This window comes from Halomonas sp. MES3-P3E, from assembly GCF_002836035.1.
Classification (GTDB): domain Bacteria; phylum Pseudomonadota; class Gammaproteobacteria; order Pseudomonadales; family Halomonadaceae; genus Vreelandella; species Vreelandella arctica.
This window is the reverse complement of the sequence record NZ_PJBT01000003.1, coordinates 48,910-67,541: the sequence shown is the minus strand read 5'-3', so window position 1 is coordinate 67,541 and position 18,632 is coordinate 48,910. Positions and strand designations below refer to the sequence as shown.

Below are 18,632 nucleotides of genomic sequence, written 5' to 3'. Positions count from 1 at the left end.
CATGACCGCCCAGCAAATCGCCATTGAACCGGCACTTTTGTTTGACCCAGAGCGCATTGTCTGGCCAGCCAACTGGGCAGGCCATGTACCCTTTGCCGCCTGGCTGATAGCCCACCAAAAACCGGCCATGTTAGTCGAGCTAGGCACTCATAATGGGTTCTCCTACAGTGCGTTTTGCCAAGCGGTGCAAGAAGCGCAGCTAGCCACACGCTGCTACGCCATCGACACATGGGAAGGCGACGACCACTCAGGCTACTACGGCGAACACATCTATCAGGATATAAAAGCCTGGCACGACGCCCGGTTTGCAGGCTTCTCGGAACTGCGCCGCACCACCTTTGACCAAGCCGTGGCCGAATTTGCCGACGGCAGTATAGACCTACTGCATATTGACGGCCTACATACCTACGAAGCAGTCAAGCACGACTTTGACACCTGGCGGGCCAAGCTCTCCTCACGCGCTATCGTGTTATTTCATGATACCGACGTAAAACAGCACGACTTCGGGGTCTGGCGCTTCTGGGAAGAGCTGACCGCGCACTACCCACATTTGCATTTTACCCACTGTAACGGCTTGGGTGTGCTGCTATACGGAAACGAACAGCCCGTCGCGCTTACCGCACTCCACGCCCAGTTCCAGCAAGACCCCAACAGCTTACAGCGGCTGTTTGCCCAGCTAGGCGAGCGCATTGAACTAAGCGCCTACAGCCGCGAGCTAGAGCGTCAACGCGACGAAGCCGTAGAGTTAAAAACTGCAATGGAACACCAGCGTAACAATCTGGATCACCAGCTCCAACAGCTCCAACAGCTGCATCAACAGCAAGAGCAACTTCATCAACAGCAGGAGCAACTGCATCAACAGCAGTATCATCAACAACAGGAAGCCTTAGCCGACGCTTCCCAACAAGCCGAAAGGCAGCAGCAAGAGCTTGATACCCAAAACGCCCATATGGAAGCGTTGTTGCAATCAAAAAGCTGGCGCCTAACGTCACCGCTACGCCAACTGGCAAAATGGGTGCGCTAAATGGCGTATGAGCAGCGCCTGCCGGGGCTGGATATAGTAAGAAGTCTAGCCATCGTACTGGTCGTGGTAGCCCACGCAGCGCTGCTTGCCGCACCGGCCATCTCGTTTTCGCTTCGCTCGCAGCTGCTCTACCTGGGTGGGTATACAGGGGTAGAGCTGTTTTTTGCCCTTAGCGGCTTTCTAATAGTAGGCGGGTTGCTACGCCAACTGGACACCCGCCCCGTGTTAGATGGCCGGGCGGTGATGGCCTTCTGGCAGCGGCGCTGGTGGCGCACGCTGCCCAACTACGCCGTCTTTTTATGCCTGAATGCCACGCTGTTTGCCGCTTGGTTTCAAACCCCCACGCCTGATGCGCGCTACATCCTCTTCCTGCAGAACCTAGCCTGGCCGCACCCACCTGCCATGCCAGAAGCCTGGAGCCTCGCGGTAGAGGAATGGTTTTATCTGCTAATGCCACTGCTGCTGATGCTCAGCTTGAAACTTCTTCCCCAACCGCGCAAAGCCGTTCCCCTGTTGCTAGCGCTCTGGGTAGTAGTAGGCGCGCTGGCCCGTTTCGCCGTTGCGTACCTGATTGAGCCAGAATGGGATGCCGGTATACGTAAAATAGCCCTGCTACGCCTAGATGCCATCGCCTGGGGGGGGCTTGCCGCCTGCTGGGTGCATTACTGCCCAGCGCAAACCAAACGCGCAGCATACCCATGTTACTGGCTGGGCGTATTAGGGCTGTTGGCTAGCAGTATTTGGTTAGCAGTAGGCGTCACCCACCGCTTTCAACCGCTGATGGCCTATGTATGGCTATTTACCCTGACAGGGGCCAGCGCGGCACTCTGCTTACCCTGGGCGGCCCAATGGCGCCCCAGCCGTGGGCGCTTTATGTCGCCAATTACCTGGCTAAGCCGTATTTCCTATTCGCTTTATTTGACACACTTCTCCTTCGCCTTACCTTTGATGCAGCTACCTATTGTGGCCGCCTATATCGGCTTGCCCTGGCGGTTATTAGGCTATGTGGTGATCAGTATAGTGGCGGCTTACGCCGCTTATCGCCTTATTGAAACGCCCACGCTCGCGTTACGGAACCGCACCCTAAACCGTCGAACCACCCACTACCAACAATAGCAGTGTGAAGTTAACGAGCGTGAAAGGCGCAAGTACCCTGGTCTCAAGGCATTCCAGTCAGCGCGAACACGCTAATCGGCATACACAACGTCAGTAACGTCACGCTTAGCCCAAGCGCAGGGTTCCATTAGCATTCGGCTGGGCGGTTCTAACCTCCGCACACAGGGTTGCCGCTTACCTAGGGCGGACGAATGAAAGGTACGAGAACACCGCGACTAGTGAGTCGTGTGTTGCCAGTGGCAAACCTTCCAGTACTTGAAAAAAACAGTTACAACAACTAAATATGGAACTCACACCACGTCATAAAGTAGCAAAACAGCCACCAAAATCGGCTTGATTTTCCCAAGGACTTGGTGCACCGTGTCGCAGGGAATGTAAACACTGTTTCCCGCGCGATGCTAACGCAGCCTCGGCAAGGGCCTACCGAATCAAGGGGCTTTAGCAAAGCAAGAACGGCGCGTAAGCGCCAACATATGCATATGTAGTGCAAGGAGATGCCAAGATGGCGATTGAATTTAATACCGAATTTTACCTACAAAGCAAATTTAACCAGCTGGAAGAAGCAGGTCAGCTGGAAGAGTTTGGTCTGACTGACGTAGCAAGCCTTGAGCAGTACTTCGCCGACAACAACGTTGACGCCGAAGAGCACTACCTGAACTCAGGTATGGAAGAAGGCATTAACCCTTCACCAGAATTCGACACCAACGCTTACCTCAATGCCAAACTTGAGCAGCTGCAGGGTGAAGAGTTTGAAGGCCAGTACGCTAACCTGACTGTTGAAGGTCTGATCGAGATCTTCCAGGAAAACGGCCTGACTGCACTGGATCACTACAACCAGTACGGTATCAACGAAGAAATCGAAGCGTCAGTACCGGCTGAAGCCGTTGAAGGCGCAGCGTTCGACCTGACCTCAGGCACCGACACGCTGGTCGCTTCCGATGCAGAACTGGAAGAAGGCGAAGAAGCCGTTCGCACTACCGAACTGAACGACACCATCAACGGTGTAGCGTCTGCACTTTCTGCCCAGCGCACGCTAGACACTAGCGACAGCATCGACGGTGGCGAAGGCGAAGACACCCTTAACGTTTCTGTTAACAGCAGCTTCACCGGTTTCACCGGCGAAGGCGGCGTACAAAACGTTGAAAACATCGTGCTGACCAACGAAGGCACCATTGCCCGCAACTTCAACGCCACCGGCATTGAAGGCGCAGAGCAGTACACCCTGAACGGCGGCGTTAACTTGGTTGACCTGGAAGAAGCAGGCGTGACCGTTGCTGTTGCTGATCGCACGGCGGATCTGAACGTTGGCTTTACCGACGAAGCCGTTGAAGGCGACGAAGACGCGCTGACCCTGGCACTCGAAAATGTTGGCACCGTTGCAACTGACGACGACGATGCTGATGCCATGGGCATCACAGCAACTGAAGTAGAAGCGCTGACTGTTAACGTTGAAGGCGAAAACGTCGTTAACCTGACCAACGCAGCACAAGCGGAAAGCCTGACTGTGACCGGTGCTGGCGACCTGACCGTTGAAGGCGTAGGCGCAGCACTGAAAACGGTTGACGCTTCTGCCGCCGAAGGCGCGGTAAGTGTTTCACTGGCCAATGCAACTGGCGTAACGTCTGTTGAAATGGGCGCAGGCGACGACACTATCCAGCTGGGTAGCACCGCTAATTCTTCTGATAACGACCTGACCGCTAATGCTTCCATTAACGGTGGCGAAGGCAACGACCGTCTGGTTCTGAACACGAACGGTACTGTTCAGTACGCCATGGCCGGTATCGAAACCATCGCTCTGGGTAACCTAACTGGCGACCTAACCTTCTCTGCACGCGATGTAGAAGGTCTGCAAACCATCGAGTCTAACGGTCAAGCTGGCGATGCTACATTCGCTCGCCTGGGCGGCACTGACTTAGCGTTTGATCTGAAAGGTGCTTCTGCCGATAACGCTGCTTCAATCCAAGCCGACCATAGCGGTGCTTCTACCGTTAATGTGACTGGTGGTGCAGAAGCTGATGCTGAAGACCGCGACACTAGCAACACTGACCTAACCTTCACTAACAGCAACAACGTTGTGCTGAATGTAGCTGACAACGCTGATTACGCTGGTGAGTTGATTGCAAACCGTGCCTCTGCTATCGAAGCTGACATCCAAGGCCAACTGACCGCAGCGACTGTCAATGCTAGCCGCGCGACGTCTGCCAACATCACTACTGGTGAAGATGCGTCTTCAGTTGTGTTGAACACTGCTGCACTGACCGACCTGAACATCGTCGCTGGTGGTGCGTTCACTATTGCCGACGACAGCAACGTAGCCGCCGTTGAAGGCCTGACTGTTGAAACTGCTGGAATCTTCACAGCGACTGAAGAAGCCTTCTCTAGCATCAACCAAGTCAACCTGTCTGGTAACGGTTCTGTTGCACTGGGTACCCTGGGCGACGACACCAACGCTAACTACGGTGTAACCGTAAACGCTGAAGGTCTGGCTGGTGGTCTTACCATCGCTGACGCTGAAGTAGGCCAAGGCCAAGCGTTTGAACTCAACGCCGGCAACGTGCTAGGTGATGTAACAGTTACTGCTGCTGGCGTTTCTGGTGCGGTAGTTCTCGGTACGACTGGAGCAAACAATGCTCTAGAAGCATCTGACGTTACCATTAGTGCTGAAGGCGCGCTGAGCACAGTGAACGCATTTGTTGATGCCGACACTGCAACCGTTACTGGTTCTGGCCTGGGTGTTAACAACCTCACTGTTACTGCTGCTGAAAGCGCTACAGTAACTGGTGGTATTGCTGACGATATCATCAGCGTAACGGCTGATGCTGAAGCAGCTACTGATGTTGTTGAGTTCACCTTGACAGGTGACCTGGGTGACGATGCATACACCTTTACTGCTACTACAGGTGCTGTTCGCGCTACGATCACTGACTTTGCCGATGCAGATGCGGTTGCAACGTTCCTTGAAAACGCTTTGAGTCTGACAGCTAATTCAATTGCTGATGGTGCAATTACTGCAGCTTATTCTGATGATGTCACGGGTACTAACAGCTTCGATGATGGTATCTTTGTCTACGGTGGCAATGTTCACATCGTCGAAGATAGTGATACTAATGATCAGTTTAACGATGGCGACACATTCATTACGCTTGCTGGTGTAAGTTCAGTTGCGGATGAGGATGCTGTATTTGCCTAATCCCTCTTCCTAAGAGCGGATGCATGAATAACCCCTGGCTTCGGCCGGGGGTTTTTTTTTGCCTTGCGTTAGCTGTTAAACGCTAGGGCGAGGTAGGCTGGCGGAGGAAGTATGACAATACTAATTATTCCATAGGGGAAACCATGACCATTTCGTTTGATAGCGCCTTCTACCTGCAAAGCAAACTCAACCAATTGGAAGCAGCAGGGCGGCTTAAAGAGTTTGGCCTGACTGACGTCGCCAGCCTGGAAGCGTACTTTGTGGATAACAATGTGGATGCACAAACCCACTACCTGAACGCCGGCATGGCGGAAGGCATTAACCCCTCGGCGCAGTTCGATACCACGGCCTACCTCGCAGCCAAACTTGAGCAGCTACAGGGTTGGGCGTTTGAAGGCCAATACGACGATTGGGATGTTGAGCAACTGGCCGCGTTCTTCAAACAACAAGGCCTGACGGCACTGGATCACTACCACCAGTCCGGCATTAACGAAGGCATCGTGCCGCAAGTACCGGCCGAAGCCGTGGTAGGGGAAGCGTTTGATCTGACCGCCGCCACCGATGACCTCACCGGCACCGCGAAAAACGACACCATCAATGCGGTTGCCTCGGGACTCGCTACCGAGCGCACGCTGAATACTGACGACCGTATTGATGGTAGCGAAGGCAAAGACACCCTTAACATTCAACTGAACAGCAACGTCACCGGCTTCAGCGAAGCAGGCGGCGTTCACAACGTTGAAAATATCGTGCTGACCAACGAAGGCGCCATTGGCCGCACCTTCAACGCCACTGGCGTTGAAGGTGCTGAGCACTACACCCTGAATGGCGACGTTAACCTGGAAGGCTTGGCAGCCGCCGGTATTACAGTGGCGGTTGCCGAACGCACGGCGGAGCTCAACCTTGCGTTTGGCGAAAGCGCGGTAGACGGCGACGACGACGCGCTCACCCTGGTGTTGGAAAACGTGGGCACCGTTGCCACGGAAGACGACGATGAAGTCGCCACCGATATCAACGCCACCGGCATCGAAGCGCTGACCATCTCAACGCAAGGCGAAAACGTGGTTGACCTAAGCGGCGTGGCCCCGCAACGCCTAAACCTGACCGGCGCCGGGGATATCAAGCTAACCGACGTCGGCGATAAACTGGAAAGCCTGGATGCTTCTGCCGCCGAAGGCGACATCACCATGAGTCTGCTGGGCAGCGCCGATGCGTTAGCCAGCGTGACCACCGGCGCAGGCGACGATGCTATCACCGCGTCAGCCGGCACCGATCTGGCGATTAACGCCACCATCAACGGCGGTGCGGGCAACGACCGTCTCTTGCTGGTGGGTCATGCCACTACCCAGTACGCCATGACCGGTGTCGAAACCCTCGCCCTGGGCGAGCTTGGCGGTGATTTGCTCTTCTCGGCACGCGATGTGGAAGGCCTGCACACCATCGAAGCCACCGGGCTGGTTAACGGCGATGTGGCCACGCTGGCCCACCTGGGCGGTAGAGAGCTAACCTTTGACCTTAACGCCACCGCCACCGCGATGACCGGCACCATTAGCGCCGACCACCGCGGGGCCAGCACCCTCAACGTGGCAGGCGAAGCGGTAGGCGACGACAACAGCACGGATCTAACGCTCAACAACAGCCACCATCTCACCCTCAACGTGGCCGTTGGCAGCATTTACGACGGCAGGATAACCGCCGACCGCGCCACGACCATCGAAGCCGAAATAGACGGCGGCCTAGGCCCTCGCACCACCATTACCGCCAGCCAAGCCACGGCCGCCGTGTTCACCACCAGCGAAGACGACGCCGAGGTTCGGCTGACCACCGCTGAATTAACCGACCTGAGCATTACCGCAGGCGGTGATTTCAGGCTAACGGGGGACGTTAGCGCTGTACAGGCGCTCACCGTGGCGGCCACTGGCCGCGTTGATCTCTCCGATGTGGATTTTGTCGCCGTCAATCAGGCCAGTCTCTCGGGCAACGGCGAGGTTAACCTCCAGGTGTTGGGTGATGAGGATAACGACAACTACGGCATCACCGTGAACGCCGAAGGCCTGACGGGCGGTCTTTCAATTGGCGATCTTTCCGCCGGTAACGGGCAAGTGGCGACCTTGAATGCCGAAGAGGTACTGGGCAGGGTTGATATATTCGCCTACGCCGAGACCGCCCTCCTCAATGGTTCCAGCCTGGCGGTTAACAGCCTTGAGGTCACTGCGTCTGAAAGCGCCACCGTCACCGGCGGTATTGTTGATGACATTATCCGCGTGGTGGCCAATACCGAAAACCCGAATGATGTGGTGGAAACCACCCTGACCGGCGACCTGGGCGATGACCAATACACCTTTGAAGCCGGCACCAACAACGGCGCCATCCGCGCTACCATCACCGATTTTGAAGGAGGGGCTGACAGCATCGCAGGGGTAGAAGGCTCAGATAAAAACGTCAATGATATCGCTAGATTCCTCGAAAGCGTGCTCGGCCTGGAGGAAAACGCCATCGCCACAGCGGATATCTCTTACGCCTACGGCGATGATGATGCCAATAGCTACGACGATGGCATCTTTGTCTATGATGGCGACGTCCGCTTAATTGAAGACACTGGCGCTAATGTAGCAGTGGGTGACCCGGATAACATCTTCAACAACGGCGATAGTTTCATCACCCTGGCAGGCGTTAGCAGTGTTGAAAACGCGGCGGCAGTGTTGGCCCTTGAGGTGCGTTAATGCGATGACAGGGCATCGGTGATTGCGAGCAACTTAGCGACGCGGCAATCTCAGCCAGCGGCTGTCAAGTGGCGCTACCTTGCTTCAGCCGTTGGCGCCTCAGCAGGCTCAGAAGGCGGCAGGGCGCTGAAAAAGTCATTGCCCAGGTTGCGCTCTACCACGGTAATAATGACTAAATCGGGTGCAAAGCCTTCCACGAGCTCGGCAAACCGTTTAGGAGGCGTGCGGTCGTAATCCAGCTGCAGGGTTTCCTCGAACGTCAGCGCCATATAAGGCGCAAGGGCAGTGCCAAACGAATCCCGCAGCCACAGCACGCGTAGTGGGTTGGTAGCGTTATCGCTCACCACTCGCAGCGGTTCACGCTGGGTGTCAATTCGGCCTGGGCCGCCTTCCGCCACTAGGCTGTTATCGGGCCAGCGGTATTGGCGTACAGTCGCCGTTTCGCTTAACGCTAAGTGTGGCTCTTTGTCCACTAGCGTTTCACCTAAGCGCAGAAAATCCGCCAGATCGCCACCTCCCGTAGTAGAGGTGCTGGTGTAGTCTGCTTCTATCGGCTGGCTCAGCGTTGGGTAGTCTTCTGCAGCCTTTCCATTAAGTGAGTAAACGCCTGCCAGGCGTCTAATGCGTTCCAATGGGTATCGGTGCGGTAGTAAAGGTCGTCGTCGGCGTGGGCAACCTGTGTCTTGGGTGTGGCCGTGGTGTCAACCATGTGCGGTACGTTGGTCGTTAATAAATCAGCGCGGGTAGGGGGCTGTGGAGCTGCCCACTTGGGCAAGTGGCGGACGTAAACGCTGGCTTTGTCTGGGCCAATCATCAGGTACATCCCCACCACGCCATGCTGTTCTAAATAGTGTTGCCATTCGCTTAACGCGTTCACGCTGGGCGCTACTTGGGCTTCGCTAAAGGGTTCACGCTTTGTGCTTAGCGTATTGGCGTAGCGGTCGCCTAAAAATAGTCACTCCTGTTGACCCCCTATCACCTGGGTGGCGAATGGGCTGATCCCCAGCGGCAGTAACCACCGGCTAAGCATAGGGATTAAAGGGTCTAGTTGGTACAGGGCCCTTGGTTGCGTCAGCGTTTCACGGCTAAGGCCACTAAGGGCAATATTTAATAGTGGAAGCGTTGCCAGCAGCAGCTGTAAAAAAACAGGCTGCACAGCACTAGCCACGTTTTGACGGCGAGCGTTAAGCGCAGACGGTTGAGGCCAAAATAACCCAGTAGGCTGATCGGTATAAAAATAATAATAAATTCAACAGAAATAAACAGCATGTAGCATTCACTGTGCTTACCCGCTCGGCAGCACGTGACGAGGAGTAAACGATGAGAAGAAGACGGGGTAGGCCGTCAGCGCGGAAGGGGGCAAATAATAGCAAGCCAGCGAGGCTAAACAAACCAAACGAGCCCATAAAACCCAGTTAGCCATCAGGGAGTTAAGTGCAGTCCCAATCAAAACCTCGAATAGACCTATAAAAACCGCGAAAATCGCTATCCCATTCTCATCATTTTGGACTACTCTTGCGGCTTGCAATAGTAAGGCATAAGCAGTATCAAGCTACGTGTTTGAAAAGCACCTGAGGCATCTCAGGAAGCACAGACTATGCATACCAACGACTCAAAAAAACGCATTACGTAGTGTTAACTTTTCCGATCAAGGGGATGCCAAGATGGCAATTGAATTCAACACCCAGTTTTATATTCAAAGCAAATTCAACCAGCTAGAAGCCGAAGGCCTGCTGGAATCGTTTGGCTTAACGGATGTAGAGAGCTTGGCACAGTATTTCGCCGATAACGGCGTGGATGCCCAGGCACACTACCTTAGCTTTGGCATGGCCGAAGGCATCAACCCCTCGCCTGAATTCGATACCAACGCCTACTTAGAAGCCAAATTGGCCCAGCTGCAAGGCGAGCAGTTCGAAGGCCAATACGCTGACCTGACCATCGAAGGTCTGATCGAAATCTTCCAAGATCGCGGCCTAACGCCTCTGGACCACTACAACCAGTACGGCATTAACGAAAACATCACAGCCGAAGTGCCAGCAGAAGCAGTAGAAGGCGCGGCCTTCGCACTGACCACCGGCACCGATACCCTGGTAGCGGCCGATGCCGAGCTGGAAGAAGGCGAAGAAGCCGTTCGCACCACTGAGCTGAACGACACCATCACCGGCACCGTTTCTGCGCTTTCAAGCGAGCGTACCCTAAGCGCCACCGACAGCATTGACGGCGGTGCAGGTGAAGACACCCTGGCGCTGGCGATGAACACTGGCTTTACCGGCTTCAGCGAAGCAGGCGGCGTACAGAACGTTGAAACCATCGCACTCACCAACACCGGCACCATTGCCCGCACCTTTAGCGCCACCGGCGTAGAAGGCGTAGAAACGTATCAGCTAAACGGTGCTGTCAACCTGACAAGCGTTGTCGCTGCCGATGCACTGATTAGCGTGGCCGACCGTACCACTAACCTCAGCGTAACCTTTACCGATGAAGCGGTAGAGGGCACGGATGACACCCTTTCCCTGGCGGTTGAAAACACCGGCAGCTTTGAAGAGGACGGCAGCGTAGATACCGCCATGGGCGTGACGGCTAACGGCATTGAAAACGCCACCGTAGCGGCCACCGGCGAAAACGCCCTTAACCTAAGCGGCACCAACGCCAAGACCCTGACCTTCACCGGTACCGGCAGCATCGCACTTACCGATGTAGCGAACAGCGGCCTCACCAGCGTAGACGCCTCCGCGCTGGAAGGCAGTGCCGACCTCAACCTGACCAGCATTGGCGGTTTAACGGTGAAAAGCGTACTCACCGGTGCAAGCGACGATGTGATCCGCATCCAAGCCGGTAACGACGTAGCGGCCAACGCCACCATCAACGGCGGTGAAGGTAACGACCGCGTAGTCCTCAGCGGCGGCACCGCTACCACCCAGTACCTGATGAGCGGCATCGAAACCCTAGCGCTAGAAACAGCTAACACTGGCAACCTAACTTTCTCGGCCTTGAATACCACCGGCCTGGAAACCATTGAAGCCACCGCTGACTTCTTAGGCTCCGCGACGTTTGCCCGCCTGGGCAGTGCGGATCTCGCCTTCGCGCTGGTGGGGGACAATACAGATGCCGACTCTAAAATCACCACCGACCACAGCGGTGTGGCTACGGTGAACGTCACCAGTGAAGAAGACGGCGACAGTCACAACACCGACCTGACCTTCACCAACGCCAACACGCTGCTGCTGAACGTGGCCGAAGACAGCATCTATAACGGCACCATCATCGCCAACAAAGCGCAGTCCATTGAAGCCGACATTGCTGGCCAGCTGAACAGTGCCACCCTAACCGCAACAGGCGCGACCTCGGCGGTATTTAGCACGGGTGAAGAAACCACCACGCTGGCGCAGCTAAACGCCGCCAAGCTGGTTGACCTGAACGTGACAGCGGCAGGCAGCTTCACCGTCAACGGTGGCGACCTAAGCGGCCTGGAAGCGTTGACTATTGCGACAGAAGGCACCTTCGATAGCCACGGTGTCAGCATGGCGGCCATCGCCCAGCTAGCCCTTTCCGGCAGCGGCAGCGTTAACCTGGGTAACCTGGGCGACACCCGCGATACCTACGGCATCACCCTGAACGCCGAAGGCCTGAACAATGGCCTGCAAGTTGGCTCCATCACCACTGATGGCACCAATATCAACATCAACGCAGCGGATGTGCTGGGCACGGTCAACCTGGGCGCTATTGATGCGGGTGCGGGCAACGTGACGGTAGATGTCAGCGAAGTCAACGGTGCGGTTACTTTAACCACGATGGCAGGCCGCAACGTAACAGTGGACGCCAGCGATGCGCTGAACGGCGTTACCTACGGTGAAATCACCGTGACCAACACCGCCACCATTAACGGTGCCACCCTAAGCAACAACACCGCCACCGTAAACACCGCTGGCACCAGCTTTACCGGTGTACTGAACGGCGGTATTGGGGAAGACGCCTACACCGTAAACGTGGCAGAAACCACCACCACGCTGAACCTAAGCGGCGACCTGGATATTCAAGGTAATAGCGAAGCCGATAGCCTGGTTGTGGAGCTGGCCAATATTACTGGTGATGCCGTTACGGCCACGTACAACGTGCAAGGCGTGGAAGAACTCACTTTCAACTTTGCTGACGCTAATGATGTGGTGACGTTAACGGCCGGAAGCTCCTTGGCTGGCGTGAATACCCTAACCGTTGATGAAGGCACCGTAGATGTGACCGCGGCTGGGGGCTTTGAAGGCCAAAACCTGATCGTCGGTTCCGGCATCCGCATGACCACCGCTCAGTTTGCCTCCATTACCAGCATTGACGCCCAAGACGCCGACGCCGAAATCAGCATCGAAATTAATAGCGTGGAAGAAGCGCAGCGCGTGGCTGAAGTGTTTGAGTCGCTAGCAACAGGTACCATCAAACCGAGCTTCCGTCTGTTTATTGCAGAAGCAATTATTAATGAAGCCGAGGTGACAACCGCTATTTCGTCTATTGCCACCTCGGGTGATGCTAACGCCGTGTTCCAGGAAGAAGTAGCCACTGATGGATCTTCCACACCTACTGGTAAAACGGGCCCGGTTAATCTTGCAGATGCACGTCTAGGTAACCTTGCTGATGGTCAATACGACATCGTAGATACCCTGGTTGAAATTCTTAAAGAAAACGTAAGCGGCAGCCCCATTCTGGCCAATGCCAGAACGATTACTGCTGAAGACCTTAATGGGAATAATGGCTACGCATTTAGCCTGACCGACGTATCTGCAAATGCGCCGGGCGCGGCCATCGATTTTACGGCTAACACTGTTTCGCTGACACAGTCGGAAGTATTGACCATCGCAGGTATTGATACAGCACAATACAGCTTAAACTTTACCGCTGATGATGTGATTACCGTGACGGGCGTCACTGTTGCTCAAGGTGACTTTGTGACAGGCAGGGTCATGAATGAACTAAGTGATAATGACACCATTTCCTTTAGTGAAAATGCCGCGACACTAGACGCTATTAACTTCACTAGCGTATTCACTACCACTAACGTTAAAGCCACAAGCAGCGACACTATTACAATCAAGTCGCTGAATAGCGCAACGGTTGAAGGCTCTGAGGCTAAAGACATCTTCACGTTTGCAAATGGCGATACCGGCGTAACGATTGCCGAGTTTGGCACTGCAGGTGCAGATCAGCTTAATATGAGTAGCATCGTAAACCTCATTGGCATTGGCATTAATTTTGACGGCACCGCCACGGCTATGAATGGCTCGATTATAAGCCAGAAAAGCGCTACCCAACTGACGGCATCAAACGTTCAATCGTCGAAGTTTGAGGCCACCGGTGGAATGGATTTGGGCAAAATGGTACTGGCAGAGGGTGAGCAGGTGCTGTTTGTAAATCAAGATGACGATGGCGTTGATTTTGGCGCGCAAGTTTTCTTGGTCAAAGGGGTAGCGGGTACAGTCACAGCGGAACTCGTCACCACCCTAGCCGGTATTAACGACTTAGCCTATGAAGACTTCGTTACCACATTCCCGGTATGACGGTTTATAGACAAAACGTTACAATTATTTAAGTAACGCCACAAACCCTTGGCCTTGGCCGAGGGTTTTTTATGGCTAGTCGTAAAAAGTTCACAACATGGGTATACAGTGGCGTATGATCTGGCCTAATCTTATTTCGTTAGGCAGGCATTAGAAAAACATCGCTTGCACTAAGTAGTGAGTAGCAATCTGCGAGTAGCTAAATAGCAGCAAAAAACGGTAATAAAAGCTAGGCGGGCAATTGGCCCATTGCTCGTAGTGTCGCCTTGGGCGCCATCCCCAGGTTGGCACGCATTGCACTACATAAGCATCAAATAAGCTTTAAAAGCGTATCCATTGGGTACAGTTATAATTGGGAATATGAAGGAGATGCCTACCATGGCAATTGAGTTTAATAGCGAATTCTACATCCAAAGCAAATTCAACCAACTGGAAGCAACAGGGCAGTTGGAAGCGTTTGGCTTGACCGACGTGGCAAGCCTTGCGACTTACTTTGACGAAAACGGTGTAGACGCCCAAGCCCATTATCTATCAAACGGCATGGCGGAAGGTATTAACCCATCGCCTGAGTTCGATACCAATGCTTACCTAGAAGCGAAGCTAGAGCAACTCCAAGATGAGCAGTACGAAGGCCAATACGCCGACTGGACCGTCGCACAGCTGGCTGAGTACTTTGAAAGCCTAGGCATTACCGCGCTAGACCACTACAACCAGTACGGCATCAACGAAGGTATTGAGCCGCAAGCGCCCGCCGAAGCCACCGAAGGTGAAACGGTAGATCTCACGACCGGCACGGACGAACTCACCGGCAACGAATTAGACGACACCTTCAATGCCGTTGCCTCTGCGCTCTCTTCCGAGCGTACGCTTAACCCAGACGACAGCATCGACGGTGGCGAAGGTAACGACACCTTAAACGTCACCCTGAACAGCAGCTTCGCAGGCTTTAATGACGATGCTGGTGTGCAGAATGTTGAAACCCTGAACCTGATCAACAATGGCACCATTGCCCGCAATTTCAACGCGGCGAACATTTCAGGTGTCGAAACAATCAACCTGGAAGGCGGCATTAACCTGCAAAACCTGGAAGCGCTGGGCGCGACCATTGGTATTGCTGACACCGCTGACAACGTTAGCATCGGCATTGCCGAAAGCGCCGCCGAAGGCAGCGACGACACACTCAACCTGGCCTTAAGCAACGTTGGCAGCATTGATGAAGACGGCGACATTGAAGCCGCTACTATCACTGCCGACGCAGGCACCGAAGCGGTTGAAAACCTCAACCTTCAAGTATCAGGCCCCAGCGCAGTCAACCTGGACGGCATTGCCGCCAGCAACCTGACCGTGACCGGCGACGGCACCCTGGTCATTACCGACGTAGCTGACGGCCTGGAAGCGCTGGACGCCTCGACCGCCGAAGGCGATATCAATGCCACCATCACCGGCGCCGATGCGGCCTCCGTTACTCTGGGCAGCGGCAACGACACGCTGACTGCGGCAGCGGGCGACCTGACCACCAACGCCGTAATCGACGGTGGCGAAGGCCAAAACCGCCTCAACCTGAGCAGCGATACCACCACCCAGTACCAGATGAGCAACATCCAAACGCTGGGCCTGACTGCGACAACCGGTACTGCCACGTTCTCCGCCCGTGATGTGCAAGGGCTGGAAACGCTGGAGCTGGGCGATGCCTACGGCGCTGACACCACCGTTGCCCGCCTGGGCGCTCAGGATATCAACCTGAACGTATTTGGCACGGCAGGTAATGCACTCACGCTGGATCACAGCGGTGTATCCGTTGTTGATGTAACGCCGGAAGCCGACGCTGAAAATACCCAAATCGCTACCACGGCGCTAACGCTGACCAACTCTACCGCGCTAGATCTCAGCGTCGCAGAAGGTAGCGACTACCAAGGTGATATCACCGCCAATAAAGCTCAGTCGCTGGAAATAGCGGTGGCTGGCGAATTAAACAACACCGTTACCGCCACCAACGCCACCAGCGCGGTGTTCAACCTGCAAAACGCTGACGACGCGTCTGCTGTTGACCTGCTGGCCAACAAACTGGTTAACCTGGAAGTCACCGCCGCAGGCGATGCCGACTTCAACGGTTCTACCCTAAACGGCTTGGAAGCGCTGGTGGTCAACACCGCAGGCAACTTCCAAACTAATGCTGCTTTGGGCGCGATTAACCAAATCGAACTTTCCGGCAGTGGTGCAGCCACTATCAATGGCTCGCTAGGCGCGGCAGGCCAGGACGAGTACGGCATTACCGTTAACTCTACCGGCCTGAACGATGGCCTAACGCTTGGCACCATCGACACCAACGGCACCAACATCACCGTGAACGCGGCGGATGTGCTGGGCACGGTAACGTTGGATGCCATTAACGCCCGCAGCGGCGACGTTAACGTCGACCTCAGCAATGTCGGCGGCACTATTAATGTAGGCACACTAGCAGGTGCTAACGTAACCGTTGATGCTACTGGCGCGCTGGGCACGGTGACTTACGGCGCTATTACCGCCAGCGAAAGCGTTACTCTGAACGGCGCAGAGCTGACCGGCAACACCGCGGTCATTAACGCCACGGGCGATAGCTTCGCTGCTGAGCTAAACGGCGGCATTCAGCAAGACGCGTTTACAGTTAACCTAACGGATAACACCACCAAGCTAAAGCTTACTGGTGATCTGGATATTCAGGGCAGCGCCGAAAACGATTCGTTAACTATTAACGTTGACCAAGACAACAGCGCCACTCAAACCGTAAATGTGGCTTACAACATCGCTGGTGTTGAAACACTCAACTTTGATATGGGTGATGGCGACAACGATACTGTTGTATTAACGGCTGGCAGCTCGTTAGCGGGTGTCGAAACGATTAACGTCAGTGACGGTACCGTTGATATCACCGCTGTGGAGGACTTCACTGGTGAAGAGGTTTCTATAGCTTCCGGTATCAAGATGACCGCTGCTCAGTTTGCTGGCCTTACTTCGCTGGATGCGGCTACCGATTCCAACATCGAAATCTCGGTCAACAGCGACGAAGAAGCCCAGGCAGTTGCTCAAGCGTTTAACGATTTGACTTTGGTTGACGGTACAGAACCTCGCGTTCGCCTCAACGTTTCTGAATCAGTCGGCACCGATGCGCTCGACACGCTGGAAACAGCTGCGGATGGCAAGTCCTCTTCTGTCACCACCACGACTATCGATGACAGTGGTAACGCAGGCGAGACCGTTGCCAGCGGCGTACTTACTGTGAAAGAAGCCACCGATGCGACCAAGCTAGGTGATGTCTACAGTATTGTTGATGAAGCGGCAACTATCCAAGGCCTGATCGATGACGGCGACACGGATGGTATTCTAGCTGGCGCAACTGCAATCACTACGAACGATGATCCGAATCCGCTAGCGCTAAATTTAACTGTTCAGCAACAGTCTGACTTTAATGTCGCCACTGATTACAACATTGTTGATGCGGCAACGGCCATCCAGGCGGTTATTGATGACGGTGATACTGATGGTGTTCTAGCGGGCGCTGTCGAAGTAACTACAAACGATGACCCGACGCCTTTAGCCCTTGACTTAACCGTTCAGCAGCAGAGTGATTTTAACGTCACGACTGGCTACAACATTGTTGACGCGGCAACGGCCATCCAGGCGGTTATTGATGCCGGTGATACTGATGGTGTTCTAGCGGGCGCTGTCGAAGTAACTACAAACGATGATCCGACGCCTTTAGCTCTTGACTTAACCGTTCAGCAGCAGAGTGATTTTAACGTCACGACTGGCTACAACATTGTTGATGCGGCAACGGCCATCCAGGCGGTTATTGATGCCGGTGATACTGATGGTGTTCTAGCGGGCGCTGTCGAAGTAACTACAAACGATGACCCGACGCCTTTAGCCCTTGACTTAACCGTTCAGCAGCAGAGTGATTTTAACGTCACGACTGGCTACAACATTGTTGACGCGGCAACGGCCATCCAGGCGGTTATTGATGCCGGTGATACTGATGGTGTTCTAGCGGGCGCTGTCGAAGTAACTACAAACGATGATCCGACGCCTTTAGCTCTTGACTTAACCGTTCAGCAGCACAGTGATTTTAATGTCACAACGGCTTACAATATTGATGATGTACTCTCAAGTATTTTGAGTGAAAACGTCGGTGGTAGTGAAGTACTGAATGGAGTTGATCAAACCTTAACAGCATCAGACCTGGGAGTTGATGGCCTTCAGTTCATGCTAACTGGTTTAAGTGACACTGAGGCTGGCACCGCTGTAGATTTCACAGATGCCGAAGTGGAGCTAACGGAAGCTCAAGTGATGACTATTACTGGTTCTGGTGCGGATCAATATAGCCTGGGTCTGAACGAGGCCGATGCTATCACCGTTACCGGTGTGACTAGTGCTAGCTTCGAAACTGTCACCGATGTCCTGTCCGACAATGACACTGTGGATCTTGGCGAAGCAGTTACTCTGGCTGCTGCCGACTATAACGATGCATTCAACACGAAGGGCATCAGTGCAACAGCAAGTAACGAAATTACAGTGACTATGGAAAACGTAGCTGTTGCTGGTACTGTTGCTAACGACACCTTCGCGTTCACGGGTGCTGAAACAGGTGCCAATATTACCGGTTTCGGGCAAGAAAGCAGTGATGACCAAATTAGCTTTACAGTGAGCTCTCTGGGTAGAGTTATGACAGGCGATACCTTTGAGATCACTGCTGACTCAGTGTATTTCATTGATAATGCGACTGATGCGGCTGATGCGAGTGGTTCTATTCAAACTGCTGTTGGCGGAGGCACGATTACTGATACAGCTAATGAAGCATTTGTTGTTATTGCTGATGCTGACTCCTCTGCTATATATCGTTGGACCGGTGATGCTCAGGGCGACGGCGTTACGGGTGATACGCTTGAACTTATCGGCACCATTGATGCAGCCTTGGCTTTTAGTGATGTAGGAATGGCTTAATAACCTACTAATCCTTACTCAGCTGATAGGTGCTTAACGAACCCCCGACCAAAAGGTCG

8 protein-coding genes are annotated in these 18,632 nt (G+C 54.2%); 6 read left to right on the top strand and 2 right to left on the bottom strand.

Annotation, left to right across the window (positions count from 1 at the left end):
• Position 1: 1 nt before the first annotated feature.
• The 4 genes from CXF87_RS01290 to CXF87_RS01275 all read left to right on the top strand — a co-directional run bounded on the left by CXF87_RS01290 (position 2) and on the right by CXF87_RS01275 (position 8,053).
• Complete coding sequence (locus CXF87_RS01290) at positions 2-1,024, top strand: class I SAM-dependent methyltransferase (RefSeq protein ID WP_198555973.1); 1,023 nt, start codon at positions 2-4, stop codon at positions 1,022-1,024.
• Entirely contained in the window at positions 1,025-2,140 is a 1,116-nt protein-coding gene (locus CXF87_RS01285) for an acyltransferase family protein (RefSeq protein ID WP_101145168.1), read from the top strand.
• 502 nt (positions 2,141-2,642) lie between these two features.
• A complete protein-coding gene (locus CXF87_RS01280) occupies positions 2,643-5,330 on the top strand; it encodes a beta strand repeat-containing protein (protein ID WP_101145167.1) in 2,688 nt (895 codons plus the stop codon).
• Between the two features lie 143 nt (positions 5,331-5,473).
• The gene (locus tag CXF87_RS01275) at positions 5,474-8,053 is read left to right on the top strand and encodes a beta strand repeat-containing protein (protein WP_101145166.1); all 2,580 of its coding nucleotides are present in this window, start codon (positions 5,474-5,476) and stop codon (positions 8,051-8,053) included.
• Between the two features lie 74 nt (positions 8,054-8,127).
• Here the strand turns inward: CXF87_RS01275 and CXF87_RS01270 are convergent, their stop codons facing one another.
• Together CXF87_RS01270 and CXF87_RS01265 are read right to left on the bottom strand one after the other, a co-directional pair.
• A complete protein-coding gene (locus tag CXF87_RS01270) occupies positions 8,128-8,685 on the bottom strand; it encodes a hypothetical protein (protein ID WP_157826451.1) in 558 nt (185 codons plus the stop codon).
• Positions 8,613-8,930 (bottom strand): DHHW family protein, encoded by a 318-nt coding sequence (locus CXF87_RS01265; RefSeq protein ID WP_101145164.1) that lies wholly within the window; start codon positions 8,928-8,930, stop codon positions 8,613-8,615. The genes CXF87_RS01270 and CXF87_RS01265 overlap by 73 nt, the downstream gene beginning before the upstream one ends.
• Positions 8,931-9,717: 787 nt before the next feature.
• Here CXF87_RS01265 and CXF87_RS01260 point away from each other — a divergent pair.
• Positions 9,718-13,596, top strand: coding sequence for a beta strand repeat-containing protein (locus tag CXF87_RS01260; RefSeq protein WP_101145163.1), 3,879 nt, complete (start codon positions 9,718-9,720; stop codon positions 13,594-13,596).
• A 378-nt stretch (positions 13,597-13,974) separates the two neighbouring features.
• Positions 13,975-18,573 carry a beta strand repeat-containing protein gene (locus CXF87_RS01255; RefSeq protein WP_101145162.1) on the top strand — a complete coding sequence of 1,533 codons (4,599 nt, stop codon included), beginning with the start codon at positions 13,975-13,977 and terminating at the stop codon, positions 18,571-18,573.
• Positions 18,574-18,632 lie beyond the last annotated feature (59 nt).

Excerpts from the sequence above, each read along its gene's own strand:
- CXF87_RS01290 (WP_198555973.1), top strand. The coding sequence starts at position 2 with ATGACCGCCCAGCAAATCGCCATTGAACCGGCACTTTTGTTTGACCCA.
- CXF87_RS01285 (WP_101145168.1), top strand. The coding sequence starts at position 1,025 with ATGGCGTATGAGCAGCGCCTGCCGGGGCTGGATATAGTAAGAAGTCTA.
- CXF87_RS01280 (WP_101145167.1), top strand. The coding sequence starts at position 2,643 with ATGGCGATTGAATTTAATACCGAATTTTACCTACAAAGCAAATTTAAC.
- CXF87_RS01275 (WP_101145166.1), top strand. The coding sequence starts at position 5,474 with ATGACCATTTCGTTTGATAGCGCCTTCTACCTGCAAAGCAAACTCAAC.
- CXF87_RS01260 (WP_101145163.1), top strand. The coding sequence starts at position 9,718 with ATGGCAATTGAATTCAACACCCAGTTTTATATTCAAAGCAAATTCAAC.
- CXF87_RS01255 (WP_101145162.1), top strand. The coding sequence starts at position 13,975 with ATGGCAATTGAGTTTAATAGCGAATTCTACATCCAAAGCAAATTCAAC.